24 protein-coding genes and 1 pseudogene are annotated in these 24,770 nt (G+C 67.0%); 15 read left to right on the top strand and 10 right to left on the bottom strand.

From position 1 onward, the window contains the following. Positions 1-55: 55 nt before the first annotated feature. Together VGP60_RS03835 and VGP60_RS03830 are read right to left on the bottom strand one after the other, a co-directional pair. The gene (locus tag VGP60_RS03835) at positions 56-232 is read right to left on the bottom strand and encodes a DUF397 domain-containing protein (RefSeq protein ID WP_327546425.1); all 177 of its coding nucleotides are present in this window, start codon (positions 230-232) and stop codon (positions 56-58) included. A gap of 5 nt (positions 233-237) precedes the next feature. Then, positions 238-1,092: a helix-turn-helix transcriptional regulator gene (locus tag VGP60_RS03830; RefSeq protein WP_327546424.1), complete on the bottom strand. Its 855-nt coding sequence runs from the start codon at positions 1,090-1,092 to the stop codon at positions 238-240. 98 nt (positions 1,093-1,190) lie between these two features. On the opposite strand from VGP60_RS03830, the gene VGP60_RS03825 reads away from it, so the two are divergent. Then, on the top strand, positions 1,191-2,129 hold the full coding sequence (locus VGP60_RS03825) for a patatin family protein (protein WP_327546423.1): 939 nt from the start codon (positions 1,191-1,193) through the stop codon (positions 2,127-2,129). Here the strand turns inward: VGP60_RS03825 and VGP60_RS03820 are convergent. Both VGP60_RS03820 and VGP60_RS03815 read right to left on the bottom strand, forming a co-directional pair. Continuing rightward, positions 2,101-2,943 carry an SAM-dependent methyltransferase gene (locus tag VGP60_RS03820; RefSeq protein ID WP_327546422.1) on the bottom strand — a complete coding sequence of 281 codons (843 nt, stop codon included), beginning with the start codon at positions 2,941-2,943 and terminating at the stop codon, positions 2,101-2,103. The two genes, VGP60_RS03825 and VGP60_RS03820, sit on opposite strands and share 29 nt — an antisense overlap. Positions 2,944-2,991: 48 nt before the next feature. After that, a complete protein-coding gene (locus VGP60_RS03815) occupies positions 2,992-3,447 on the bottom strand; it encodes a MarR family winged helix-turn-helix transcriptional regulator (RefSeq protein WP_327546421.1) in 456 nt (151 codons plus the stop codon). A gap of 153 nt (positions 3,448-3,600) precedes the next feature. Here VGP60_RS03815 and VGP60_RS03810 point away from each other — a divergent pair, with 153 nt between their 5' ends. Both VGP60_RS03810 and VGP60_RS03805 read left to right on the top strand, forming a co-directional pair. Beyond that, positions 3,601-4,548, top strand: a complete 948-nt coding sequence (locus VGP60_RS03810; RefSeq protein ID WP_327546420.1) for an alpha/beta hydrolase — start codon at positions 3,601-3,603, stop codon at positions 4,546-4,548. Between the two features lie 112 nt (positions 4,549-4,660). Further along, positions 4,661-5,866, top strand: a complete 1,206-nt coding sequence (locus tag VGP60_RS03805; protein WP_327546419.1) for an alpha/beta hydrolase — start codon at positions 4,661-4,663, stop codon at positions 5,864-5,866. Between the two features lie 257 nt (positions 5,867-6,123). Here VGP60_RS03805 and VGP60_RS03800 read toward each other — a convergent pair. Beyond that, positions 6,124-6,468: pseudogene (locus VGP60_RS03800) on the bottom strand (serine hydrolase); the annotation flags it as partial. On the opposite strand from VGP60_RS03800, the gene VGP60_RS03795 reads away from it, so the two are divergent. From VGP60_RS03795 to VGP60_RS03780, 4 genes are all read left to right on the top strand, one after another. Next, positions 6,467-8,146 carry a S8 family serine peptidase gene (locus VGP60_RS03795; protein WP_327546418.1) on the top strand — a complete coding sequence of 560 codons (1,680 nt, stop codon included), beginning with the start codon at positions 6,467-6,469 and terminating at the stop codon, positions 8,144-8,146. The pseudogene VGP60_RS03800 and the gene VGP60_RS03795 overlap by 2 nt on opposite strands. Next, on the top strand, positions 8,146-8,745 hold the full coding sequence (locus tag VGP60_RS03790; RefSeq protein WP_327546417.1) for a sigma-70 family RNA polymerase sigma factor: 600 nt from the start codon (positions 8,146-8,148) through the stop codon (positions 8,743-8,745). The genes VGP60_RS03795 and VGP60_RS03790 overlap by 1 nt, the downstream gene beginning before the upstream one ends. Continuing rightward, on the top strand, positions 8,742-9,233 hold the full coding sequence (locus VGP60_RS03785; RefSeq protein WP_327546416.1) for a hypothetical protein: 492 nt from the start codon (positions 8,742-8,744) through the stop codon (positions 9,231-9,233). The genes VGP60_RS03790 and VGP60_RS03785 overlap by 4 nt, the downstream gene beginning before the upstream one ends. Positions 9,234-9,330: 97 nt before the next feature. Next, positions 9,331-11,892, top strand: coding sequence for a CHAT domain-containing tetratricopeptide repeat protein (locus VGP60_RS03780; RefSeq protein WP_327546415.1), 2,562 nt, complete (start codon positions 9,331-9,333; stop codon positions 11,890-11,892). Positions 11,893-12,183: 291 nt separating this feature from the next. Here VGP60_RS03780 and VGP60_RS03775 read toward each other — a convergent pair whose 3' ends face one another. Then, on the bottom strand, positions 12,184-12,774 hold the full coding sequence (locus tag VGP60_RS03775; RefSeq protein ID WP_327546414.1) for a dihydrofolate reductase family protein: 591 nt from the start codon (positions 12,772-12,774) through the stop codon (positions 12,184-12,186). A gap of 143 nt (positions 12,775-12,917) precedes the next feature. On the opposite strand from VGP60_RS03775, the gene VGP60_RS03770 reads away from it, so the two are divergent. Next, on the top strand, positions 12,918-14,171 hold the full coding sequence (locus VGP60_RS03770; protein WP_327546437.1) for a cytochrome P450: 1,254 nt from the start codon (positions 12,918-12,920) through the stop codon (positions 14,169-14,171). Between the two features lie 69 nt (positions 14,172-14,240). On the opposite strand, the gene VGP60_RS03765 is transcribed toward VGP60_RS03770, so the two are convergent. Next, complete coding sequence (locus tag VGP60_RS03765; RefSeq protein ID WP_327546413.1) at positions 14,241-14,765, bottom strand: hypothetical protein; 525 nt, start codon at positions 14,763-14,765, stop codon at positions 14,241-14,243. A gap of 142 nt (positions 14,766-14,907) precedes the next feature. Here VGP60_RS03765 and VGP60_RS03760 point away from each other — a divergent pair, with 142 nt between their 5' ends. The 3 genes from VGP60_RS03760 to VGP60_RS03750 are packed head-to-tail and all read left to right on the top strand — an operon-like array spanning position 14,908 to position 16,988. Continuing rightward, the gene (locus VGP60_RS03760; protein WP_327546436.1) at positions 14,908-15,219 is read left to right on the top strand and encodes a metalloregulator ArsR/SmtB family transcription factor; all 312 of its coding nucleotides are present in this window, start codon (positions 14,908-14,910) and stop codon (positions 15,217-15,219) included. A gap of 13 nt (positions 15,220-15,232) precedes the next feature. Next, positions 15,233-15,676: an SRPBCC family protein gene (locus tag VGP60_RS03755; protein WP_327546412.1), complete on the top strand. Its 444-nt coding sequence runs from the start codon at positions 15,233-15,235 to the stop codon at positions 15,674-15,676. Between the two features lies 1 nt (position 15,677). After that, on the top strand, positions 15,678-16,988 hold the full coding sequence (locus tag VGP60_RS03750) for an MFS transporter (RefSeq protein ID WP_327546411.1): 1,311 nt from the start codon (positions 15,678-15,680) through the stop codon (positions 16,986-16,988). Here VGP60_RS03750 and VGP60_RS03745 read toward each other — a convergent pair. Beyond that, complete coding sequence (locus tag VGP60_RS03745) at positions 16,972-17,685, bottom strand: FadR/GntR family transcriptional regulator (RefSeq protein ID WP_327546410.1); 714 nt, start codon at positions 17,683-17,685, stop codon at positions 16,972-16,974. The genes VGP60_RS03750 and VGP60_RS03745 overlap by 17 nt on opposite strands. A gap of 102 nt (positions 17,686-17,787) precedes the next feature. Here VGP60_RS03745 and VGP60_RS03740 point away from each other — a divergent pair, with 102 nt between their 5' ends. Beyond that, positions 17,788-18,639 (top strand): carbon-nitrogen hydrolase family protein, encoded by an 852-nt coding sequence (locus tag VGP60_RS03740; protein WP_327546409.1) that lies wholly within the window; start codon positions 17,788-17,790, stop codon positions 18,637-18,639. Continuing rightward, on the top strand, positions 18,636-19,952 hold the full coding sequence (locus VGP60_RS03735) for an APC family permease (RefSeq protein ID WP_327546408.1): 1,317 nt from the start codon (positions 18,636-18,638) through the stop codon (positions 19,950-19,952). Before VGP60_RS03740 ends, VGP60_RS03735 begins: the two co-directional genes overlap by 4 nt. Here the strand turns inward: VGP60_RS03735 and VGP60_RS03730 are convergent. Next, positions 19,949-20,728 carry a TetR/AcrR family transcriptional regulator gene (locus tag VGP60_RS03730; RefSeq protein ID WP_327546407.1) on the bottom strand — a complete coding sequence of 260 codons (780 nt, stop codon included), beginning with the start codon at positions 20,726-20,728 and terminating at the stop codon, positions 19,949-19,951. The genes VGP60_RS03735 and VGP60_RS03730 overlap by 4 nt on opposite strands. A 74-nt stretch (positions 20,729-20,802) precedes the next feature. Here VGP60_RS03730 and VGP60_RS03725 point away from each other — a divergent pair, with 74 nt between their 5' ends. Together VGP60_RS03725 and VGP60_RS03720 are read left to right on the top strand one after the other, a co-directional pair. After that, positions 20,803-23,070, top strand: a complete 2,268-nt coding sequence (locus tag VGP60_RS03725) for an excinuclease ABC subunit UvrA (protein WP_327546406.1) — start codon at positions 20,803-20,805, stop codon at positions 23,068-23,070. Between the two features lie 2 nt (positions 23,071-23,072). After that, complete coding sequence (locus VGP60_RS03720; RefSeq protein WP_327546405.1) at positions 23,073-23,924, top strand: siderophore-interacting protein; 852 nt, start codon at positions 23,073-23,075, stop codon at positions 23,922-23,924. A 111-nt stretch (positions 23,925-24,035) separates the two neighbouring features. On the opposite strand, the gene VGP60_RS03715 is transcribed toward VGP60_RS03720, so the two are convergent. Continuing rightward, a complete protein-coding gene (locus VGP60_RS03715) occupies positions 24,036-24,734 on the bottom strand; it encodes a TetR/AcrR family transcriptional regulator (RefSeq protein ID WP_327546404.1) in 699 nt (232 codons plus the stop codon). Positions 24,735-24,770 lie beyond the last annotated feature (36 nt).

The raw sequence follows: 24,770 nt of genomic DNA, 5'->3' as shown, positions 1-24,770 counted from the left end.
CTATGAACGGACCGTTCCTAGCGTTTTTCGCAAGGAACGGTCCGTTCATAGCGCTTTAGGCGAGGTGGGCCAGCAGGGCGCGCCAGGTGGGGTGGGGGACGGCGAGCTGGCCAGAGGCAGGGGCCTTGGAGTCTCGGATGGCGGTGGCCTGGGGGGTGATGGCGACTTCGACGCAGGTGCTGTGTTCGTCACCGTTGCTGTAGCTGCTCTTCGTCCAGGCCAGCTCGCTCATCGGGGTTACTCCTCCATGCGGTCGTAGTGGTTCGCGAGTTCCGCGAGCCACTCCCGTGATTCTCCCTTACTCAAGGCGTCCTGCCTCAGCCTTTCGCGGAGGCCGAAGTAGGACTCGACGGCCAACCGGTCCTCGATGAAGATCCCCGCGGTGTACGTATCGGCGTGGGCGACGGCGGGGTGAGTTTCGAATTCCATGAGGGAAAAGGTGCCGCTGATCAGGCAATAGACATCGGTCGGTTCGAGAACGACCCGGATCGAACAGTGCGGGAGGGAGCTCGAGAGGAGGAGGTGGAGCAGTTGCTCCTGCATGACCTTCGTGCCGCCGATCATCGTTCGCAGGGCACGTTCGTGGATCAGGAATTCGCACTTCGGCGGGCGCCTGCGGCGCAGGAGATCTTGGTGATCCATCCTGGCCTTGATCAGGATTTTCATCCGGTCTTCGGTCACTTTGGCCGCGGAGCGGAAGATCGCCCAGGCGTACGGCTCGATCTGGAGCAGGCCGGGGATGACTGTCGGCTGGTAGTAGGAGATCGCCTCGGAGAGGCCTTCCTGCACGAGGATCGAGCGCAGGGTGTCGGTGAGCTGGCCGAAGTACGGGCGGACCCAGTAGTCGGAGTCGGCTTCCCTGGCGAGTTTGGTCAGGCGGTCTCGGTCGGCGATGGGGGCGCGGCAGGCGGCGGTGTAGGTCGCGGCGTCCAGTTCGGTCAGATCTTGCAGGCCGTTTTCGCCGCGCGAGATCTTGCTGTGCGGCCATTCCAGGATCCGGCCGAGTTCACGTTCGCTCAGCCTGGCCCGCTCTCGGACGGTTCTCAGTTCCCTGCCCAGTTCGCGTTTGCGCGTGGTCGATTCGAAGCCCATTTGTCCACGGTAGAACCCCAGGTCAGCGCGGCACATCAGCGCCGCGCGGGGTTCACCGCAACGGAGGCGACGGTGCGCACACGAACCAGCGGTCCACAATGGGCAGAGTGCACCCCGTACTGCGGCTGATCGCCGAACGACATGAAACCGGCAAGCGTGACGACGGTCATCGGCTCGCCCTCGCGATCGAGGGCGGCAGCAGCCGGGGAACGTACTCGAGCGGAATGGTCATGGCGGTCGATGAATTGGGACTGCTGTCCTGCTTCGACGACGTCTACGGCTCGTCGGCGGGCGCGTTGAACGGCGCGTGGCTGGTGTGCGGGCGCGCGGCGACCGGGATGGCGTCGTGGTGGGATCCGTCGGTGATGCGGCGGGTGATCAACCCGTGGCATCCGCTGCGTGGACGTCCGGTGGTGGACACGAATTTCCTGGTCCACAACGTTTACGACGGTCTCCAGCCGATGGATTTCCCGGCGATCCTCGCGAGTCCGGTCCCGTTTCGTCCGCTGGCGACGGACGCGGACACCGGCGAAGCCACCGATCTGCACCCGTTCATCACCGACAGCAGGACGTTGCAGCTCGCGCTCATGGCGACGGCGTGCATCCCGTTGCTCGCCGGGCGGGCGGTTCAGCTGGGCGGCAGGCGGTTCGTCGACGCTGGGCTCGCGGAGCCGCTTCCCTTTCACACCGCGCTGAAGCAAGGCGCGACGCACGTCCTCGTGCTGCGAACCCGGCGCGCGGACGAGTTGCCGTTGCGGCCGCCGCGCCTCCAGGACGCGCTCGTCCCGCGGATTCTGCGACGTCACGCGCCGGGCACGCTGGACCTCTGGCGCACTACTTACGAGCGCGACCTTGTCGACGAACAACAGTTGGCTGAGAACGAAGCGCTCTTCACCGTGCGCCCGCCCGCGGGATCGCCGGACGTCGGCTCGCTGGAACGGGACCCGGGCGTGCTGCGCAAGGCCGTCGACCTGGGGCGCGCCGCCGTGCACGACGCGCTTGCCGAGGTCACGGCTTCCGGCCGACGCCCCCGATAACGCGGGATTCCGACGGTGAAGCGGCGAACAGCGTGTCCTCGTCGGGGTGCCACGCGGGCGCGTAGACCAGGCCCGGTTCGAGCAGCGGCCAGTCGCCGAAGAAGCGCGAGAACTCCGCCATCGACCGCATGACGGCGGGGTTCGTCGTGGTCTCGTAGTAACCGATCAGGTCGAGCAGAGCCTGCCGTTCGTCCTCGTTGACCGGGTTTTCGTTGGTCATCTGCGAAAGGATCAGCATCGAGCCGGGGGCCAGCTGGTTGCGGTAGAACGCCAGCAGGGCGTCCGGGCCTTGGTCGTCCTTGATGAAGTGCATGACGGCGTTGATCACCAGTGCGATCGGCTGGTCGGTGTCGATGATCTCCGACTGGCGGACCTCGTCCCACAGCTCGTCCGGGTCCAGGAAGTCGGCGGCGATCGCCTGATGCCTGTCCGGGTCGGCGGTATCGGCGAGCAGCACCTCCGAGTGAGCCAGCGCGATCGGCTCGTTGTCGATGTAGAGGACGTGGGTGTCGTACTCCTCGCGGGTGTCGTCCGCGACCTCGTGCACGTTGCCGGCCGTCGGCAGCCCGGAGCCGATGTCGACGAACTGCGTGATGCCCAGCTGCGACACCTCGCGCACGGCCCGGCCCAGGAACCCGCGGCTGGTCTTGCAGTACTCGCCCATGAGCGGCAGCCGCTTCCGGACCTTTTCGGCGAACTCACGATCGATTGCGTAGTTGGTGTCGCCGCCGATGAAGTAGTCGTAGATCCGCGCCGCGGAAGGACGATCCAAACTGTCCGCGATCGCCTTCAGGGCTTCACCGTGATCCGCCATACCCGAATGCTAGTCGCGCCCCAGGCCTTGCTTTACGCGACCGTTCGGCTAGGTGTGTGACGCGCGGTAGGCGTTGACGGAGTCGGTGAGAAGGCTCATCGCGCTGCGCATCTCGTCGAGCTGCGTGGGGCTGAGTGCCATGGCTTCGGCGACGATGTCCGGGATGCCGACAGCTTTCTTCTTCAGGTCTTTTCCCTGCTCGGTGAGGGAAATCCGGACCGAGCGCTCGTCGTCCTCGCGGCGGTCGCGGCGCACGAGCCCGGCGGTTTCGAGCCGCTTGAGCAACGGCGAAAGCGTGCCCGAGTCGAGGTTGAGCGCGATGCCGAGCTCCTTGACCAGGCGCTCGTCATCGTCCCAGAGCGCGAGCATGACGAGGTACTGCGGGTACGTGAGCTCGAGGTCGTCGAGCAGGGTGCGGTAGAGGCCGGTGACCGCGCGCGACGCCGAGTAGAGGCTGAAGCACAGCTGATCGTCCAGCCGTAGCGATGCCGGTTTCGTCGTCATTGCTTCTCCTCTGTCTCGAACCTCCCATCATGCCCCGGGACATCGGCGCGCGCTACTCAAGTGCCATAAATCTCATTGGAGACAACTTAGTTGTGTACAACTGAGTTGCGCGCTAACTCAGTTGCAGGCACTTCGAGACCCGAGGAGAACGTTATGACCGCCAACCCACGCAACCTGATCCTGGAACCCGCCGCGCAAGCGTTTGCGGAAGCCACTGATGCCCCGCCGTATCTCTTCCAGCTGCCGCCGGCCGAGGGACGCAAGGCCGTTGACGGTGTGCAGGACGGTGACATCGCCAAGCCGGACGTCGACATCGAAGAGACCAAGATCGCGAACGTTCCCGTCCGGATCGTGCGGCCGAAGGGCGCCACCGGCGTACTTCCCGTGGTCGTCTACCTCCACGGCGCCGGCTGGGTCTTCGGCAACGCCCACACCCACGACCGGTTGGTGCGTGAACTCGCCGTCGGTACCGGCGCGGCTGTCGTCTTCCCCGAATACAGCCTCTCGCCGGAAGCGCGCTACCCCGTCGCGATCGAAGAGAACTACGCCGTCGCGGCCTGGGTCGCCGAGCACGGCGCGGAGAAGAACCTCGACGCCGGCCGCATCGCGATCGCCGGTGACTCGGTCGGCGGGAACATGGTCGCCGCCCTGACCATCCTCGCCAAGCAGCGCGGTGGCCCGCGGTTCCGGCAGCAGGTGCTGTTCTACCCGGTGACCGACGCCAACTTCGACACCGAGTCGTACCGGCTGTTCGCCGAGGGCTACTTCCTTGCCCGCGAAGGCATGAAGTGGTTCTGGGACCAGTACACGACCGACCCGGCCCAGCGCGCCGAGATCACCGCGTCGCCGCTGCGCGCCAGCCTCGAAGAGCTCGCCGGACTGCCGCCGGCACTGGTCATCACCGGTGAAGCCGACGTGCTCCGCGACGAGGGCGAGGCGTACGCCTCGAAGCTGCGTCAGGCCGGTGTTCCTGTCACGGCCGTGCGGTACGCGGGCATCATCCACGACTTCGTCATGGTGAACGCGCTGCGCGAAACCCACGCCGCCGAAGCCGCCATCACGCAGGCGATCGGTGCGCTGCGCACGGCGCTGGAGGGCTGAGGACACGGCTTGCCGAAGGGGACTTCCGCCGGGGAGATCCCCTTCGGCATGGGGTGACCCAGACCACAGGATGCAACATCAACTGGTGCTCGCACGTCCTTTGGTTGTGCATATGAGCAGCATCAGGTTGGATTCCGTGTTCGGCTTGATCGTCGTCGGGGTCTTGGCGCTGCTCGCTGTGGTTTTGGTGCCGTGGTTCTGGGACAAATGGAAATGGATCCGCGTCGGGCGCAGTTCGTCCACTTTGGTCGCGGTTGTACTGGTGCTGGTGATCAGCGGGCTGACGGTGAACATGATCGGCGGCTTCTTCCCGACCATGGGCGCGTTGTTGGGCACTGCCAACGTTTCCGGTGAAGGCACCGAGGGCGACGCCGGGGCGAACGGCGCCGGGCTGGACCAGCTGAAGGACTACAACCGCGATCGTGGTGCCAAAGGCAAGGGTTCCATGTTCCACATGACCGTGACCGGCGACCGCAGCGGGCTGACGCGCGACGTCAATTTGTATCTGCCGCCGCAGTATTACGATCCCGCTTACGCCGGGTTTACCTTTCCGGTGATCGAATGGATTCCGAATTACCCGTCCGGGCCCGAGGTCGCCGGTAGTGGCTACCAGCTGCCGGACGCGCTCGACACGGCCATCAAGAACAAGCTGCTGCCGCCTTCGGTGGTCGTCATCCCGGATCCCAGCGGGTTTCCCAGGGCCGGGCACGATTCGGAATGCGTCGACGAGGTCAACGGCAAAGCCAACGACACGTTCCTCTCCGCGGACATCCGCTCCTGGGCCGCGCGCACGCTGCATGTCGGCGCCCATCGCAAGTCGTGGACCATCGCGGGCTGGTCGTCCGGCGGGTACTGCGCGGTCAACCTCGCGACCCGGCATCCGCAGTGGTACGCCAACGCCGTCAGCGTCAGCGGGTACGACAAGGCCGCGCTCGACGGCGGAACCGAAGACCTCTTCAGGGGGCGGCAGGACATCGTCGACGCGAACACCGTCACGCTGAACGTCGCGAGGCATCCGTCGCCGGTTGAGCTCCTGATGATCGCGGGCGATCAGGAACAGAACGAGCTGCAGTCGATCGAGCGGATCCGCCGGGCGCTCGTGCCGCCGTTCGCGCTGTCGACGTGGACCGTCCCCGACGGCGGCCACAACATGAACACCTTCAAGGCGCAGCTGCCGGACGTCCTGGCGTGGATCGGCTCGAAGAGCGCTTCGCCGAAACCCGCCACTGTGCGCAAGATCGACGTCAGCGGGGATGTGCGGCCGTGGCCGCTTCCGCAGACGGGCGCGCAGGGCGGCCTTGTCGGCACGACCGAGTGACTCACCGCAGGAGCACTTTCACGGCGTCGCTGACCTCTCGTGTCGCCGTCGAGTAGCTCACGGATTCGGGGAACGAAGTCAGGACGACGACGATGCGCTCGCTGTTCTTGCCGAGTAAGCCGGTGGTGTGGAGGGTCCGGCCTGCAGCAGGACCAGGCGGCGAGGATGATCGCGCGATGCGCGGCGGGGGCCTTGTCCAGCAGGTAGTTGTAGATCTTGACCATGCTCGACGCGGTGATGCGGGTGTCGCCCCAGCGGCCCGGGTCGGCGGGTGGGCGTGTGCCGGAGAGGCCGATCTGGGCTGCCCACTTCGTCACGATGGCGGGGCCGCCGAGCTTGCTCCAGAGCTGGCTGGCGATGTCGTCGCTGCGGGACAGCATCCGCTGGACGAGGTCGGCGAGGTTTCCTTGCTTCAGCGCTTCGAACACGGCTACGCCAACGGGGGACACGCGTGCACAGGCGGCGGGCGGGGTGCTTCCCCGTGGCGTAGGCGTGTTTTCCCGTTTCTGTACGTGGACTCTGTTATCGATTCGAAACCTTCGGGTCGTATCTGTGGGTGCCGCACGCGCACTTCCGTGGTGAGTAGGGCGCGGGTGCGCCATGATCGAGACTTCGAGCAGCGGGGGTTACCACATGGTGGTCAAGTTCAGCCGGCGCCGGCCGGGCCAGGAACCGGCGCGGGAAGACGCGGCGACGGTGAACTCCCTGCCGCCGGTTTCGCAGCGATTGCTGGACAAGCACGCGGCGCGGGTGCTGAGCCCGTCGGACGCGGTCGCCGCCGCGGGCTGGCCCGCGCCGAGGGCGACGGTGTATCGCACGGGTGTGCTGCTGATCCCGGCCGACATCGTGAACAACCGTGAGGTCTTCGCCGTCATCCAGCGCATTCTCGCGCGCATCGGCCTCGAAGCCGTGGTCCCTGGCCAGGGCGGCGACACGAAACGCCCGTTCCAGCTCGACACGCTGCCGCTGCCGGTCGCCCTGCGCGTCCGTGCCGAGGCGCCGCCGACGGTCGTCGATTCGTGGACCGCGCTGCAGTACCTGCGCGCCGCGACCGCCGGCAAGCAGCCCGAGCTGGACCGGAAGGTCGTCACCCGGATCTCCGTCGAGCACCTTCTCTTCACGAACCCGACCATCGGCGGCGTGCCGTGGGACGTAAGCGGTCTCAGCGGTACCCCATGGGACGTCAGCGGCATTTCGACCGGCGCTTCCTACGGCCGGTCCCGCACCGGGAACCGCATCCCCGTCGCCCTTTCCGCGACCCCGCCGCCGCGCCGCGACCTCGATCCGTCGGCGCTCGCGCGGCGCCCGGTCGTCGCCGTGCTTGACACCGGCATCGCGCCGCACCCGTGGTTCGACCTGCCCGACCGCACCAACCCACCGCCCGTCGGCGGTTTCCTGGCCGTGGCCCCGGACGTGCAGAACGCGATCCTGCAGGCCCAGCTCGCCACCGGCATCACCGTGCCGACGCAGCTGCTCGGCGACCACTGGGACGCGCCGTCCACCGACGAACCGCTGATCGGCGACATCGACACGGACACCGGCCACGGCATCTTCATCGCCGGGGTCCTCCGCCAGGCCGCGCCCGACGTCGACACGCTCGCCATCCGGTGCGTCCACAGCGACGGCGTCGCCTACGAAGCCGATGTCCTCCTCGCGCTGACCATGCTTTCGGCGCGGGTCCAGGCCGCCCAGCAGAACCAGCAGCCCGACGACATGATCGACGTCCTTTCCCTTTCGCTGGGTTACTTCGACGAGACACCCGCCGACGCCGCGTACACCTCGCAGCTCTCGGACATCCTCGCCGAGCTGACCGGTCTCGGCGTCGTCGTGCTCGCCGCGGCGGGCAACAGCGCGACGAGCCGCCGGTTCTACCCGGCCGCCTTCGCCGACCAGCCCCCGGTGTCCGGTGGCGGGCCGCAGGTGATCAGCGTCGGCGCGCTGAACCCCAACGGCAGCAAGGCTTTGTTCTCCAACGAAGCCCCGTGGGTGCACGCCTGGGCGACCGGCGCGGGCGTCGTCAGCACGTATCCCACCGACGTCCGCGGGTCCAGCGCGGCCGACCACGAGTTGCCGGACCAGAACCGCAACGGCCTCGACCCCGACGACTACACCAGCGGGTTCGCGGTCTGGGACGGCACGTCGTTCGCCGCGCCACTGGCCGCCGCGGCACTGGCGAACGCGCTGATCAGCGTCGCCGCCAACGACTCCGCGCTCAGCCTGCTCTCGGTCGACCAGACGACCGCCGTCAAACGTGCTTGGGCCGCATTGGCCTTGGTGTGATGAGTCAGAAATGGGCCCAGCGCCCGCCCGCGACAGGGGACTACGAGCGGCTCGCGAAGCTGCTCGGTTCCGCGCGCGACGGCGACCGGGCCGCGCTCAACGAGCTCATCGAGGCGTTGACCCCGGTGCTGTGGCAGGTGGCGCGGTCACAGGGCCTCGACCCGGAACGCAGCGGCGACGTCGTCCAGACGACGTGGCTGACGTTGCTCGGTTCGCTGTCCGGGATCCACACGCCGGTCGCGCTGACCGGCTGGCTGATCACGGTCACCAAGCGCGAAGCCTGGCGGATCCGCGACGCGCACCGGACCGAACAGCCGTTGGAAGACGACCTGCGCGACCAGCTGCCCGACCTGGCGCCGGCGCCCGATGACCAGGCGCTCGACGCCGAGCGGCGCGCCCGGCTGTGGGCGGCGGTGGGCAAGCTGCCCGAGCGCTGCCGAAAACTGCTGCGCATCGTCGCGTTCGTCCACCGGCCGGACTACAGCGAGGTCAGTGCCGCGCTCGGTATGCCCCGCGGTGGGATCGGCCCGACCAGGGGACGTTGTCTTGCCCAGCTGCGAGCCCAATTGTCCGCCGATCCGGAAGGGAGCTGGCGATGAACACCCGCGACGCGGCCGAGCCACCTGGCACGGCTGACCTGCTCGACGACTTCGATTTCGAGCTACTGGCCGGTCTCCGTGACGTGTGGGAGACCGTGGATCCGATGCCGCCGGACCTCATCTCCCGTATCCAGTTCGCCGTCGAGCTGGAGGACGTCGACTTCGAGGTCATGCGGGTCCGGGAGCAGCAGGAACTCGTCGCGGCCAGGGGAGACGAAACCACCCGGCTGATCACCTTCGACGGCGAAAGCCTGACGATCATGGTGAATGTGCGGCCGAACAAGGACGGCACGATCCGGCTCGACGGCTGGCTCACCCCACCGGCGAGCCACCCGATCGAGCTACGCACCTCGAACGGATCGGTCATGACGACGTCCGACGAAGGCGGCCGGTTCGTCGTCGACGGCGTTCCCCATGGCATGACCCAGCTGGTCGTACGGCCGGATTCACAGCGCAAGACGGTCAGCACGCCGACCATTTCCCTGTAACTGTTACGAGATAACCGATATGCCTCCCGGTATGTCGGTTATCTCGAGTGCCCAAAAGGTGGATTGTGCCGCGGGGATCGATCCAGATACTTGATAGGTGCCCCAAGTCAGTCACTCGGAAATCGCCACGCGTGTACGTGAGCTCCACAAGCGCGGCGTCGAGCTGACCAATGGCGGGCATCCGGTGGCGGGCGCGCAGTCGCTCCGCGCCGGGTTGTTGCTGCTCGGCTGGCCGGAGGCCACGCAGACGGCGCCGTCGAACTGGCCGGAATGGGGGCTGCTGACGGCGAGGCTGCTCGGCGGCCTCGCCGTGATGGAAGTCGCGCAGGGCAACAGCGAACTCGGCTTCAGTCTGGTGGAGCGCGCGGAGGCACTGGTTCCCCCCGAGGATCGCGGAATCCTGCTGCAGAACCGCGGCCTGATGCTGACCCTGATCGGGCGGATGGAAGAGGCACTCGGCTGCTTCGACGACGCCATCCCCTTGTTGCGGCAGACGAACGAGCAACTCGTCCTGACCAGATCGCTGCTGAACCGCGGCATGCTGCACCAGATCGCCGGGCGGGTCCGGCTCGCGGTGGCGGACCTCGAACAATGCGAGCAGGTCGCGATGGCGCTGGGCGGCGTCGGTGACGGTATTCCGCGCACGATCGCCAAGGCCGCGCACGGCCGTGGGCAGTGCCTGGTCATGACCGGGGACATCCCCGGCGCGCTGCGGGAATTCGACAAGGCCGGTCTGGTCTACGCGGAGCAGGGGGGCGGCATGCTGCCGGTGCTCGCCGCGGACAAGGCGCGCGCGTTGCTCGCCGCCGGGCTGCCCACCGAAGCGGCCGCCGAACTCGACGTCGCGCTGGAGAAGTTCCCCGGCTCGCGGATGAACCAGGAGCACGCCGAGGCCGAACTGACCCGGGCCCGGGTGGCCCTCGCGCTCGGCGACGCGGCCACCGGCCGCAGCTGGGCGGTGCGCGCGGAGCGGCGGTTCGAGCGTCGCGGCAACGCCACCTGGGCCGCGGTCGCCGCGCTGACCAGGCTGCGAGCGGATTTCGTCGCGCGGCGCCGGCTGTCCGCGGTCGCCTCCGGGGCGGCCGAACTCGCCGTCCGGCTGAAGGCGCTCGGGCTGCCCAACGATGGTGAGGTCGCCGAACTGCTGGCCGCGCGGGCGAACATCGCGCTCGGCCTGTTCGGGGAAGCGCGGGGTCATCTCGGCGGGCGTGACCGGGCAGGCGCACCCTTGGAAACCCGGCTCCTGCGACGGCTCGCGCTGGCCGAACTCGGTGCGGCGACCGGGGAAACGCGCGAGACGTTCGCCAACGCCCGTGCCGGGCTGACCGTGTTGCGGGAGCATCGTGGCCGGTTCGGGAGTGTCGACCTGCAGACCGGCGCGACGCTGCTCGGTGGTTCGCTCGCCGAAGCCGGGCTCGCGGCGGCGCTCGGGCAGGGCAGTCCGCCAGTGGTCTACCGCTGGCTGGAACGGTCGCGCGCGCAGGCGTTCCAGATCCGGCCGGTGCATCGGCCTGCCGATTCCGCGACGGTTGACGCCGTCGCGGAACTTCGCCTGCTGGCGCAGCAGGTCCGGCTGGCCGAGCTTGACGGTCGGAAGGAACCCGAGATGCGGCGCCGCTGTGTCCAGCTGGAGCGGGACATCCGCGCCAAGGGCTGGCAGCTCGACGGCACCGGCGAGTACCACGCCCCGGCCGGGCTGGGCGAGCTGAGCGCGGAGCTCGCCGTCGCGAACAGCGCCGGGATCAGCTTCCTGTCCGATCGGGGCAGGCTGCGCGCGCTCGTGATCTCCGGCGGCAAGCCGTCGCTGGTCGGCTTGGGTGACGCCGCAACGGTTTTCGAGTCGATCTCGCGGCTGCACAGTGACCTCGACGCCTTGTGCGGCCGCCGCTTGCCCGCCGCGCTCGACAAGGTGATCCGGTCTTCGGCGCAGAGCCAGCAGCAGATGCTCGCGAAACATCTGCTCGAACCGTTGATGCCGCTGGTCGGTGATCTCGACGTCGTGCTGATGCCGACGGGCGCGCTGTCCGCGGTGCCGTGGGGTTTGTTGCCGGGGCTGAGCGGCCGTCCTGTCACCGTGACGCCGTCGCCGTCCGCCTGGCTCGCCGCGAAACTGGGGGAGCCGCCCGCGAGACGACCGCTGCTGATCGCCGGGCCGGGGCTCGAACACGCCTCGGACGAGGTGGCGAAGCTGGCCGAAATCTATCCGGAAGCCATTGTGCTGCAAGGAGAAGCGGCCACCGTTGAGGCGACGCTGAAGGCGTTGGATGGCAGCACGTCGGTCCATCTCGCCGCGCACGGGCACCACGAACAGGAGAACGTGTTGTTCTCCCGGCTCGATCTCGTCGACGGCCCGCTGATGGCGTACGACATCCACCAGCTCGACGCGGCACCGGACCACGTCGTGCTCTCCGCTTGCGATGTCGGGCAGACCGTGGTGCGCACCGGTGACGAAGTCCTCGGCTTCACCGCGGCGCTGCTCTACAGCGGGTGCAAGACCGTGGTTTCCAGTGTGGCCCGGGTGGACGATCAGGCGGCCGAGAGCGTCATGGTCGCCTATCACCGCGCGCTGACGCAGGGCTACGCGCCCGCACGGGCACTGGCGGACGCGGCGCTCGTCGAACCGCTCGTGCCGCTCGTCTGCTTCGGCCGCGGCAGCTAACCCCCTTCGCCATCTGTCGACAGATGGCGATCTCTTGGAAACTAAGAGATCACGTTATGTCGACATCTCGCGGGGCTAGTGGAGCTGTCACCGGCGGAGATGCCGTAGTTGACCTCGTCCGCCCTGACGCGGAGGCCGGGTTCGAAGACCGTGCCGAACCTGCCGGGCGAGACGCGGAGCCGGATCTTGCCGTTGATTTTGTGCTGCGGCCCGGCGAGGACCAGCTCCGCGATGCCGTGCAGCTAGCGGCGCGTCACGGCGAATTCGTTCTGATCGGCCATTGGCCCGAGATTACGCGGACTTCCTCACGTAGGTGAGGTGCATTACACCGCTGGTGAAGATCTTGGTGTCGGACAGCGTGAAGTGCTGCGACTCGAAGCCGCCCGCGAACAGCGGGACGCCGTCACCGGCGATCACCGGATTGAGCTTGAGGATGAGTTCGTCGATCTCCGGGCGCAGTACGCCGGCGAGCTTTCCGCCGCCGCACAGCCAGATGTCCTTGCCGTCTTCGGCTTTGAGTTCACGGACCTTCGCGAGCGGATCTTCGGAGATGATCTCGACGGCCGGGTCGGGGCTTTCGGTGATCGAGCGCGAGACGACGTACTGCCGAAGATGCGCGTATGGGCTGGTGACGCCGAGTTTGAGCCCGGGCTCGTAGGTCACGCGGCCCATGATCACGGTGTCGAAATGCTTGTTCTCGACGTCGGTCAGCCCCAGGTGGGCGCGGGCGTGTGCCGGGATGATGTCGGGGAATTCGGTGAGGACCTCGGTCTGGTGGTCGCCCTCGTCGACGAAGAACCCGATGCCGGTCGGGTCTTGGCCGTCCGGCGCGGCGATGAAACCGTCGAGCGTCGACGCGACGAAGTAGATGAGTTTTCGCAACGGTGCCTCCCAGGCTGGATCTTGACCACTGCGAACGTAGTACTACGTGCGTAGTGGTGTCAACCGGGAACCGGGACGGCGTGCGTGCCGACTACTGACACATGAGCGGGTATTCTTTCGGCGTGGGGAGTATTAAGTCACGCATTGTCGGCTGGGTCGGGCGCAAGTATTTGGCGCGTACGCAGAAGGACGGCTTCGACTTGTCGAAGATTTCGTTCCTTCCTGATTCCGTGCTCATGCCACTGAGACGTGACGGTTTGGATCCGGTGAGTGAGCTCGGCAGTATTCGTGCCGAAGCTCCCATCAGTCGGCTCGACCTCCCGTTCGGCATGAAGGGCTGGCTCGTCAGCGGATATGACGAGGCCAAGGCCGTGCTGGGCCGGGCGACCGGGGTCAGCAGCGATTTCACGAATCTTGTGGGTAACGCCGGTGTGACCGAGGAGCAAAATCCCGGTGGACTCGGTTTCGCGGACCCGCCAGTACATACTCGGCTGCGTAAGCTGCTGACTCCGGAATTCACCATGCGGCGCCTCGGCAGACTGACACCGAGAATCGAATCCATTGTCGAAGAGCAACTCGACGCGATGGAAAAGGCCGACGGCCCGGTCGATCTTTGGCAGGCCTTCGCATTGCCCATTCCGTCCCTCACGATCTGCGAACTGCTCGGCGTGCCCTATGAGGATCGCGACGACTTCCAGCGGTTGAGCACGGTCCGGTTCGACCTGTTCGCCGGTGCCGGTGGCGCGCTCGGCGCGATCTCCGAGTCGCTGACCTACCTGATGGAGATCGTCAAGAAGCAGCGTGAGAACCCGGGCGACGGGCTGCTCGGCATGCTCGTCAAGGAACACGGCGACGAGATCTCCGACCGCGAACTCGCCGGTCTCGCCGACGGCGTGCTGACCGGTGGCCTGGAGACGACGGCGAGCACGCTGGCGCTCGGCGCGCTCGTGCTGCTCCAGGATCCGGGTGCGTTCAAGCTCGTCCACGACGACGACACCGCGATCAACAACTTCGTCGAGGAAGCGCTGCGGTATTTGACCGTGGTGCAGATGGCGTTCCCGCGGTTCGCGACCGAGGACATGGAGATCTGCGGCGAACAGATCTCGGAGGGCGACATCCTGCTCGTGTCGCTGAGCGGCGCGAACCGGGACGCGGCGCTGGGCACGGACATGGAGAAGTTCCTGCCGGCGCGGAAATCGCCGTCACACCTGGCTTTCAGCTACGGGATCCACCGGTGCATCGGCGCGGAACTGGCCCGGATGGAACTCCGCGCGGCGTACCCCGCGCTGCTCCGCCGCTTCCCGAACATGCGCCTCGCGGTACCCGCCGACGAGCTCAAGTTCCGCGAGATCTCCATCGTCTATGGCCTCGATTCTCTGCCCGTCCTGCTGAAGTAGCCGCCATCTGTCGACAGATGGCGATCTCTTGGTCCCTGAGAGATCCCCATCTGTCGACATCTCGTGGCGTCAGCGGTACTGGCGTGAATCCCGTACCTGCGCGATGTACGCGCTGGAGCTGGGCATGAACGACAGCACCGCGGCGACGATGGCCGCGAACTGGCCGATGTAGCTCACGATGTTGCCGCCGGTGCCGAGCAGCAGCGAGATCAGCGCCAGTGCGGCAAGCACGGTCAGCACGATCCGGGCCCAGTTGCGGCCGGCCTTGAGCTTGAAGGCGAACAGGGCGTACAGCGCCGAGATCACCACGGCCACCACGATGACGATGATCACGCCGACGTTGGCGGCGGTTTCGATCTGCGTCTCGGTGAGTGCGCCGCCCTGGTTGTTGGCGTCGCGCAGCGCGTCGGCGATCTGCTGCTTCTGCCCGATGACCAGCAGACCACCGACCAGCCAGGTGATCGCGGCGACGAGGTAGGCCCAGAAGGCGCCGATGATCTCCGTCGGCGGTGTCGTTGGCGCGGCCGCGGAGCCGGTGTTGATCGGCGGCGGAGGCGGGTAGGCGAACGGTTCTTGGTCCGGTGAGTTGGTCATGGGAAAAATCTAATCCGGTGGGTTCGTGCCCGCATACCGAATATGTCGTTTTCCTGCGTAAAGACCAAGAAAGTTAAGCAACTACTTGACTATCAGGCTGTCCGCGGTGATAGTTAAGGATGTGGTTAACCAATCGAAACCGCTGGACAAGGTGTTCCAGGCCCTCGCCGACGGCACGCGCCGGGACCTGGTCGAGCGCCTGATCCGGGGCCCCGCCTCGGTCAGCGAACTCGCCCAGCCGCTGGCGATGTCGTTGCCCGCGGTGATGCAGCACCTCCAGGTGCTGGAGGCGAGCGGTCTCGTGCGGTCCGAAAAGACTGGCCGTGTCCGCACCTGCCACATCGAGCCCGCCGCCCTGCGCCTGGCCGAGGCCTGGCTGGGCGAGCAGCGCACCGGCTGGGAACGCGGGCTCGATCGTCTCGGCGACTTCCTGACCGAGAAAACCGATGAGTGACAAGGAGAAAGTCATGACCGACAACTTCGTCAAGCACACCACTTTCACCCTCGAGCGCACCTACGACGTCAGCCCGGCCAAGGTGTTCGCCGCCTGGTCCGACCCGACCGCGAAGGCGCGTTGGTTCGCCGCGCCGGATGGCGAGCACGAGCTCGACTTCCGCGTCGGCGGCCGGGAGAGCAACCACGGCATCCTCGGAGGCAACCGGATCAGCTTCGAGGCGTGCTACCACGACATCAAGCCGGGCGAGCGGATCGTTTACAGCGGAACGCTTTCCGGTGGCGGTGAGCTGGCGACGGTGTCGATCACGACCGTCGAGTTCGAAGCCGTGGGCGACGGCACCAAGCTCGTGCTCACCGAACAGGACACCTTCCTCGACGGCCAGGAAGAGCCGGAGTGGCGCCGTCAGGGCACCGGCGACTGGCTCGACAAGCTGGGCACGGAATTGGGTCGCTGACATGCCCGGCCGCCGCTGGTACGTACTTTCCTTGCTGGGCACGGCTTTCTTCATGACGATCCTCGACGGTACGAGCCTGCTCACCGCGCTGCCGTCGATCGAGCGGGACCTCGGTCTCGACGGGCCGGGCATCCAGTGGACCGTGACGGTGTACGCACTCGCCTTCAGCGGGCCGTTGCTGTTCTGCGGCCGGGCGGCGGATTTACTCGGCAGGCGCCGGGTTTTCCTGGTCGGCATGGTCTTACGCGTGGTGGCTTCGCTGCTGTGCGGGCTCGCGCCGTCGGTCGAACTCCTGGTGGCGGCCCGGGCGCTGCAAGGGTTTTCGGTGGCGATCATCGCGCCCGCCGCGTTGTCGATGGTGATGAACGTCTTCAGTGAAGGCACCGAGCGCAACAAGGCACTTGGCATCTGGGGCGGGCTCGGCGGTATCGGCGCGACGGCCGGGCTGCTGCTCGGCGGGGTCGTCACCGAAGGCCTTGGCTGGCAATGGGTTTTCTGGATCAACGTCCCCATTGGACTCTTCGTTCTCCTGCTCGCGCCGGCGCTGCTGCCCGAGAGCCGCGACCGTGAGCGTGCCCGCACCTTCGACCTCGCTGGAGCGTCGACGATCACCGCCGTGCTTGTCCTGCTCGTTTACGCGATCACGCGAGTGCCGCTGGCGGGTTGGGGGAGCGCTGTCGGGCCTCTGGTGGGCGCGGTGGTACTGGCGACGGCGTTTGTGCTGATCGAACGTCGTTCCGCGGCTCCGCTTATGCCGTTCCGGATACTGCGTTCGCGCACGCTGGTCGGCGGGAACCTGGTCGTTCTCGTGGCCGGGATGGCTGTCGACGGCATGCTCATCACGGTGACCGCCTACGCGCAGCAGACACTCGGCTGGTCCGCGGCGCATTTCGGCCTGGTGGCCGCGGTGATGACGGTGACCGCTGTCGTGGGGGCGTTGGTGGGTCAGCGATGCGTGACGAAGTTCGGCATCCGGCCGGTGGCCGCCACCGGCACGATTCTGCTTGCCATGGCGTGCCTGCTGTTCGCCCAAGGCCTGCTGGTCGTCCCGCTGCTCGTGTTCGGCGCGGGTATGGGCGGTGCCACGGTCGCGGCCCAGATCGCCGCGCTCAGCGGTGTCGCCGAGAAGGAATCCGGGCTGGCAGCGGGGCTGGTGGACACGTCGTTCGCCATCGGCACCGCACTGGGCGTGGCGGTTTGTTCCAGTATTGGCGGGCAGACAGCGTTTGTCGCCGCCGCCGCGTTCGCCGTTGCCGGACTCGTGAGCGCGCTGACCCTGCTGCGGCCCGCGCCGGTCAAGCTCGCGGTGTGAGTCCGACGAACATCGTTTCGTGCAGCGCTTCGACATGCTTGCAGGTCAGCTCCACGGCGTCGGCCGGGTCCTGCCGGGTGAGCGCGTCGACCAGCGCCGCGTGCTCGCGGTTGGAGTCGCGGAGGAATTCGACCGGGTACGGCAGGTAGTAACCGTAGAGCTCGCCGAGCACACCGGCATACCGCTTCGTTGTTGACTCGAGGCCGCTCGCGGCGGCCGCGGACCGGTGGAACTCGGCGTCGAGATCATGGAATTCCGCCCAGCTCAAGACTTTGTCCATTTTGTCGACCAGCTCGCGCAGGTGCTTGAGCTGCGGTTTGTCGCGGCGGAGTGACGCGAGGTGGACGAGACCGCATTCGAGGGCGAGACGATGGTCGATCAGCTCGTGGACTTCGGTGGCCGCATCGGTGTAGACCGCCATTTCCTGGACCCGGCCCAGCGCCGGGGGATCGGCGACCAGCGTGCCGCCCGCGCGGCCGCGACGGCGTTCGAGCACGCCGTCTTCGCAGAGTGACACGAGTGCCCGGCGAACGGTGATCTCACCGACGTCCAGTGCCCGCGCGATGTCGGCGTTCGACGGGAGCCGTTCGCCCGGTGCGAGCAGGCCAAGTTCGACGGCGAGGGCGATCCGGGCGCGGACGGTGTCCAAAGCGGACAGTCGTCGGATACCGGTCAGCGCGGGCACGTCGAGGGTCACCAGCACACCGTACCGGACAAAAGTGTTCAAAGTGAGCGCTCTTGTTTAACTGCTCAAGATGAACTAGTTTGCGGACAACCTGAATCGACGGAAGGTGTCCCTGTGTCGCGTCTCCTGCCGGTGGCACTCGTGCAATCGCCGCCGCGGCCGCTTTCAGGCTTCGCCGGCGACGTCGAAAAGCTGCTGGACCAGCATCGCGATACCCGTCTGGTCGCCTATCCCGAGCTGCACCTTTGCGGAGCGGGTAGTACCGAAGAGCTGCAGGCGTTGGCCGAACCGCTCGGCGGCCCGCGCGACCGTCAGCTCGCCGAACTCGCCGGTGACCTCAAGATCTGGCTCGCCCCCGGCAGCGTCTGCGAGCGCGGCGACGGCGGCGAGCTGTTCAACACCGCGCCGGTCTACTCACCCGGCGGTGAACGGATCGCCTTCTATCGCAAGATCTTCCCGTGGCGGCCCTATGAGCCGTACGACCCCGGCGACCGGTTCGTCGTCTTCGAACTCCCGGAGATCGGCCGGATCGGCTTCTCGATCTGTTACGACGCTTGGTTTCCCGAGGTCGCCCGGCACCTGGCGTGGCTCGGCGCCGACGTGGTTTTGAATCCGGTCCAGACGACGACCCGCGACCGCGAGCAGGAACTCGTGCTCGCCCGCGCGAACGCCATCGTCAACCAGGTCTTCGTGGCCAGCGTGAACACCGCGGGCCCGCTGGGCGTCGGCTCCAGCCTGGTGGTGGACCCCGAAGGCAAGGTGCTCGCCGAGGCACCCGGGCCCGATGAAGCTGTGCTCGTCCTGGAACTCGACCTCGACGAGGTCACCCGCGTGCGCCGCGACGGCACCGCCGGGCTCAACCGGATGTGGGACCAGTTCACCGAAGCCGACGCACCACTGGAACTTCCGCTCTATCAGGGGCGGATCGATCCGCGCCGGTGGCACCCGCGAGGAGACGCGAAATGACCGAACCCACAGGGCTCACCCGGCATCTCGGACTGCGCTCGGTTGTCCTTTTCGGACTCGCCTACATGACCCCGTTGATCGTGCTCGGCACGTTCGGGATCGTCGCGGACACGACAGCGGGCACCGTCCCGACGGCGTATCTCCTTGCCCTGGTGGCAATGCTGTTCACCGCCGCGAGCTACGGCAAGATGGCTGCCGCGTACCCGGTCGCCGGTTCGGCGTACACCTACGTGCGCAAGGCGATCGACTCGCGGCTCGGGTTCCTGGTCGGCTGGGCGGTGTTGCTCGACTACTTCTTCCTGCCGATGGTGATCTGGCTGATCGGCAGCGCGTATCTCTCCGCGCAGTTCCCCAGCGTGCCCAGCTGGCTTTGGCTGATCACGTTCATCCTGCTCACGACCGTCCTCAATGTACTGGGGATCAAGGTCGCGGCGAAGGCGAACTTCGTGCTGATGGCGTTCCAGATCCTGGTGATCGGCTTCTTCGTGGTGCTTTCGGTGCGCGATGTGGTGTCCGGCGGCGGTGGGCTGCTCAGCTCCACGCCGTTCTTCCACGGCGGTGCCTCGCTGACCACGGTTTCCGCGGGCGCGGCACTGGCGGCGTACTCGTTCCTCGGCTTCGACGCGGTCACGACGTTGACCGAGGAAGCCATCGAGCCACGCAAGACGATCCCGCGGGCGATCCTGCTGACGGCGTTGATCGGCGGTGGCGTGTTCGTGCTGCTGGCCTACGTGACGCAGCTGGTGCACCCGGGCAGTGTGTTCGACGACCAGTCGTCGGCGGCCTTCGAGATCGCGAGAACCATTGGTGGCAACGCTTTCGCCGCGTTGTTCCTGGCCGGGCTCGTGGTGGCGCAGTTCGCTTCGGGGATCGCCGCGCAGGCCGGCGCGTCACGGCTGATGTACGCGATGGGCCGCGACGGCGTCTTGCCGAAGAAGCTTTTCGGTTACCTGCAGCCAAAACTGCACACCCCGGCGTTCGCGATCGTGCTGACCGGGGTGGTGGGGCTGGTGGCGCTTTCGCTGGACGTCAGCACATCGACGTCGTTCATCAACTTCGGCGCGTTCACCGCGTTCACCTTCGTCAACCTGGCGGTGATCGCGCGGTATGTGCGGCATCGTGGGCCGGTGGTGACGAACCTCGTGTTCCCGGCGATCGGTGCGATCGTCGACGTCTGGCTGCTGTTCAACCTCGACGGGGTCGCCATCACCTTCGGGCTCGTGTGGCTCGGTCTCGGTGTCCTGTACCTGGCCTACCTGACGCGCTTCTTCCGCGTCTCGCCGCCGGAGATGTCGTTCGCCGAGGTCGTCTAGGTCGTGCGGGCTTCGATGCCGTCCAGGATGACGGCGAGCCCGGCGGTGAAGGTCTCGATGGCTTCCTGCTCCAGGTACGGCACGGTTTCGTCCTCCATCTGGTAGGCCTGCTCACTGTCGAGCAGCGTCACCAGCGGGAACTGCTCGGCGAAGTCGCCCGCGACCTCCATCAGCAACGCCGAGCGCGTGTACCACCACTCGTCGTCGGACATACCCGTCGCCGCCGGGGCCTGGCGTGATTCCGCGACGACCTGCACCGCACCGCGCACGAACCCGGTCAGCGTCCCGACCAGCCGCTTCACCATCTTGGGCGGCAACCCGGTCGCGAAGAGGATCCGCAGCAACGTCTCGAGCAGGACGTATTCGTTCGGCCCCAGCACCGGCCGCGCCTGCGACACCTGCAGCACCCACGGGTGCTTGAGGTAGAACGCCCAGTGGTCCCACGCCCACGCCGTCGCGGCCGTGCGCCAGCCCGCGTCGAGGTCGTAGTCGGTGGGCAGTTCGATGAGCACCTTGTCGTACATGAGGTCGACGAGCTCGTTCTTGCTCGGCACATAGGTGTACAGCGCCATGCCGGTGCGCCCGAGCTGCTCGCCCACCGTGCGCATCGACAGGCCGGCCATCCCGGCGGAGTCGGCGACGGTGATCGCCGCGTCCACGATGATGTCCACGGTCAGCGCCGGTTTCGGCCCCGGGCGCACGTCCTCGGTCCGCGCGCCACGCCACAGCAGGCCCATCGAACGGCGGGCGTCACCTTGCCCGGCGTAGACGACCACTTGCAACTCCTTACAGCATAAAGTAACTTCGTCAATCCATCCCTTTATGCCGTAAAGATATCAGGAGAACCCGTATGCGCCCGGCTGCCGCCGACAGTCACGACGTCATCGAGGTCCGAGGCGCCAGGGAGAACAACCTGGCGAACGTCTCGCTCGACATCCCCAAACGCCGCTTGACCGTGTTCACCGGCGTGTCCGGCTCGGGGAAGTCCTCCCTGGTCTTCGGTACCATCGCCGCCGAGTCGCAGCGGCTGATCAACGAGACCTACACCGCGTTCATCCAGTCGTTCATGCCGAGCCAGGGCCGCCCCGACGTCGACGCGCTGCGCAATCTCAGCGCGGCGATCATCGTCGACCAGGAGCGGATGGGGGCCAACTCCCGCTCCACGGTCGGCACCGCGACCGACGCCCACACCATGCTCCGGATCGTGTTCAGCCGGCTCGGAACGCCGCACGTCGGGCCGTCCACGGCGTTCAGCTTCAACATGGCCGAGGGCATGTGTCCCGCGTGCGAAGGGATCGGGCGCGTGTCGGCGATCGACGTCGACGAGATCGTGGATCGCGAACTTTCGCTCAAGGAAGGCGCGATCACCGTTCCCGGGTTCACCCTGGACAACTGGTACGTGCTGAGCTACATCAACTCCAGCTTCCTCGACCCGGACATGAAGCTGAAGGACTACAGCGCCCAGCAATGGGAAGACCTGCTGTACAAACCCGCCACGAAGGTCAAGATCGGCACCACCAACATCACCTACGAAGGCCTCGTGGTGAAGCTGCAGCGGCTGTTCCTCTCGAAGGAACGGGAGTCGATGCAGCGGCACATCCGGTCGTTCGTGGATCGCGCGGTGGCGTTCACGACCTGCGGCAGCTGCGAGGGCGCGCGGCTCAATCCGGCCGCGCTGTCGTCGAAGATCGACGGCCGCAACATCGCCGAGTGCTCCGCCATGCAGATCAGTGACCTGGCCAAGTTCGTGCGCGGCATGGACGACCCGTCGGTCGGGCCGCTGCTGGTGACGCTGCGCGAAACGCTGGACTCGCTCGTCGAGATCGGGCTGGGCTATTTGAGCCTGGATCGCGAGTCCGGCACGCTCTCGGGTGGTGAGTCGCAGCGTGTGAAGATGGTGCGGCATCTGGGTTCCAGCCTCACCGACGTCACGTACGTCTTCGACGAGCCGACGATCGGGCTGCACCCGCACGATATCGAGCGGATGAACAAGCTGCTGCTTCTCTTGCGGGACAAGGGAAACACGGTTCTCGTCGTGGAGCACAAGCCCGAGGTCATCGACATCGCCGACCACGTCGTCGACCTCGGGCCGGGCGCGGGCCCGTCCGGCGGGCAGATCTGTTTCGCCGGCAGCGTTGGCGAACTGAGGCAGTCGGGGACGTTGACCGGGCGGCATCTGGACCACCGCGCGCAACTGCGTGACGAGGTCCGCAAGGCGCAGGGACAGCTGTCGATCAAGGGCGCGAACTCGCACAACCTCAAGAACGTCGACGTCGACATCCCGCTCGGTGTGCTGACCGTGGTCACCGGGGTGGCCGGTTCGGGTAAGAGCTCGCTGATCCACGGCTCACTGTCCAAACGCGACGACATCACCGTGGTCAACCAGGCCGCGATCCGCGGCTCCCGCCGTAGCAACCCGGCGACCTACACCGGATTGCTCGACCCGATCCGGACGGCGTTCGCCAAGGCCAACGGCGTCAAGGCGGCCCTGTTCAGCGCGAACTCCGAAGGCGCGTGCCCGAAATGCAAGGGCATCGGCCTGATCTACACCGATCTCGCCATGATGGCCGGGGTGGCGTCGGTGTGCGAGCAGTGCGAGGGAAAGCGGTTCACCGCCGAGGTGCTGACGTACAAGCTGCGTGGCAAGAACATCAGCGAAGTGCTGGGCATGTCGGTGACCGAGGCGCACGAGTTCTTCCCGAACGGCCAGGCCAGGGCGATCCTGGACCGGCTGATCGACGTCGGCCTCGGCTATCTCGGGCTCGGGCAGCCGCTCACGACGTTGTCCGGCGGGGAGCGGCAACGGGTGAAGCTGGCGATCCAGATGGCGGAGAAGGCGACGACGTACGTGCTCGACGAGCCGACGACCGGACTGCACCTCGCTGACGTCGACAAGCTGCTCGCGCTGATGGACCGGCTCGTCGACGTCGGCAACACGGTGATCGTCATCGAGCACCACCAGGCCGTGATGGCGCACGCCGACTGGCTCATCGACCTCGGTCCCGGCGCTGGTCAGGACGGTGGGCAGGTGGTGTTCACCGGCACCCCGGCCGAGTTGGTCGCCGACGGAAAGTCGCTCACCGCGCAGCACCTGCGCGAGTACATCGGAGGGAAGTAGCCGTGGAAGCCTTGCCGATCTGGTACGTCCAGGTCACCGGCGTCCGGCGGATCACGCCGCGGATGGCGCGGATTTCGTTGGGCGGTAAGGACTTGGCCGGGTTGTCCGGGATCGAGCCGGACCAGCAGGTGAAGCTGTACTTCCCGAAACCGGGTCAGTCCCGGCCGGTGCTGCCTTTGCCGGGCGGCGACTTTATGGGGTGGTACCAGGCTTTCGCCGCTCTTTCCGAAGCGGAACGGCCGTGGACGCGCAGTTACACGATCCGCGCGTACCACCCGGAGAACGACACCGTCGACGTCGACTTCGTGCTGCATCACGACGCGGGTCCGGCGACGAAGTGGGCGCTGTCGGCCAAACCCGGTGACACGCTCGGCATGTTCGGCCCGTCGACGACCTTCGCCCGGCCGGTTCCGCTCCAGACGTCCATCGCCGCCGCCGATTGGCTCCTGCTCGCCGGAGACGAAACCGCGCTTCCGGCGATCGGCTCCCTCATCGAGTCGTTGCCTTCGGGAACCCGAGCCGTGGCTTACATCGAGGTCGCTGACGCCTCCGACGAACAGCCACTTCGCGGTGACGTCACCGTCCACTGGCTACATCGCAACGAGGTCCCACCCGGACACTCCGACCTGCTGGTCAAGTCCTTACAGAGCGCCGAATTCCCGCCAGGTTCGCCCTTTGCTTGGCTAGCCGCCGAGTCCACCGCCGTCCGCGCGCTACGCCGTCACCTCGTCAACGAACGCGGCGTCCCGAAACGCTCCATCGAGTTCACCGGCCACTGGCGCCTCAAACTCACCCAAGACGACGCCCTCACCCCCGAAGACCTCGCCGAAGCCCAAGAGCGCCTAACCCCCTGACCCCCCGGGGAATATGTCGACACTTTCCCCACCTCCGAGCCCCCAAACTTCCGAATATGTCGACAACTCTTGTTAGCTTGCCTAACGGAAGTTGTCGACATATTCGGAAGTTCAGGCCGTGTGGTGGGGGACGCCGCAGAGGTCGGCCATGAGCGACATGTGGTGGTCGAAGTACTCGGCGCGGGCTTCGACGAGGCCGTTCATCCGGCCGAACACCTCGAAGTTGAGGACCCCGAACAGGTGCGCCCAGGCGACGAACGCCCGGTCGAGCCACTCTTCTGGGAGCTCACCGGGGCTCTGCTCGATCACCCGGCGCAGGTCGGCGCGGACGGCGTCGGGCAGCGCTGACGGCATCGGTGCCGGAGCCACCTCACCGGCCCCTTCGGCGAGCACGCCGACCAGCAGGAAGATCACCTGCTCGGCCAGCGCCGTGGTTTCCTCCGGTGCCGCGTAACCGGGCACCGGACTGCCGTACAGCAGCCCGTACTCCGCGGGATGTTCAAGCGCCCACTCGCGGACCGCGCGGCACGTCGTCAGCCATCGGCCGCGCAGGTCCTCGCGGGGCACGGCCGCTTCGGCCTCGATCGCCGCCGCGCCCAACGCGCCGTACGCGTCGATGATCAACGCCGTCAGCAGCGCGTCGCGGCTCGGGAAGTACCGGTACAACGCCGACGCGACGATGCCCATCTCCCTCGCGACCCCGCGCAGCGACAGGTTCGAACCGTCCACGGCGAGGTGTTTCCGCGCGACTTCCTTGATCTCGTCGTTCATCTCCGAGCGGACCCGGGCGCGCAAGGAAGGTGCAGGCATACCCGCAGTGTCGCACAGCCGGAGAACACTCGAACT

The organism is Amycolatopsis sp., from assembly GCF_036008905.1.
Lineage (GTDB): Bacteria > Actinomycetota > Actinomycetes > Mycobacteriales > Pseudonocardiaceae > Amycolatopsis.
The sequence above is the reverse complement of the archived record's forward strand: the minus strand, read 5'-3'. Positions and strand labels throughout refer to the sequence as shown.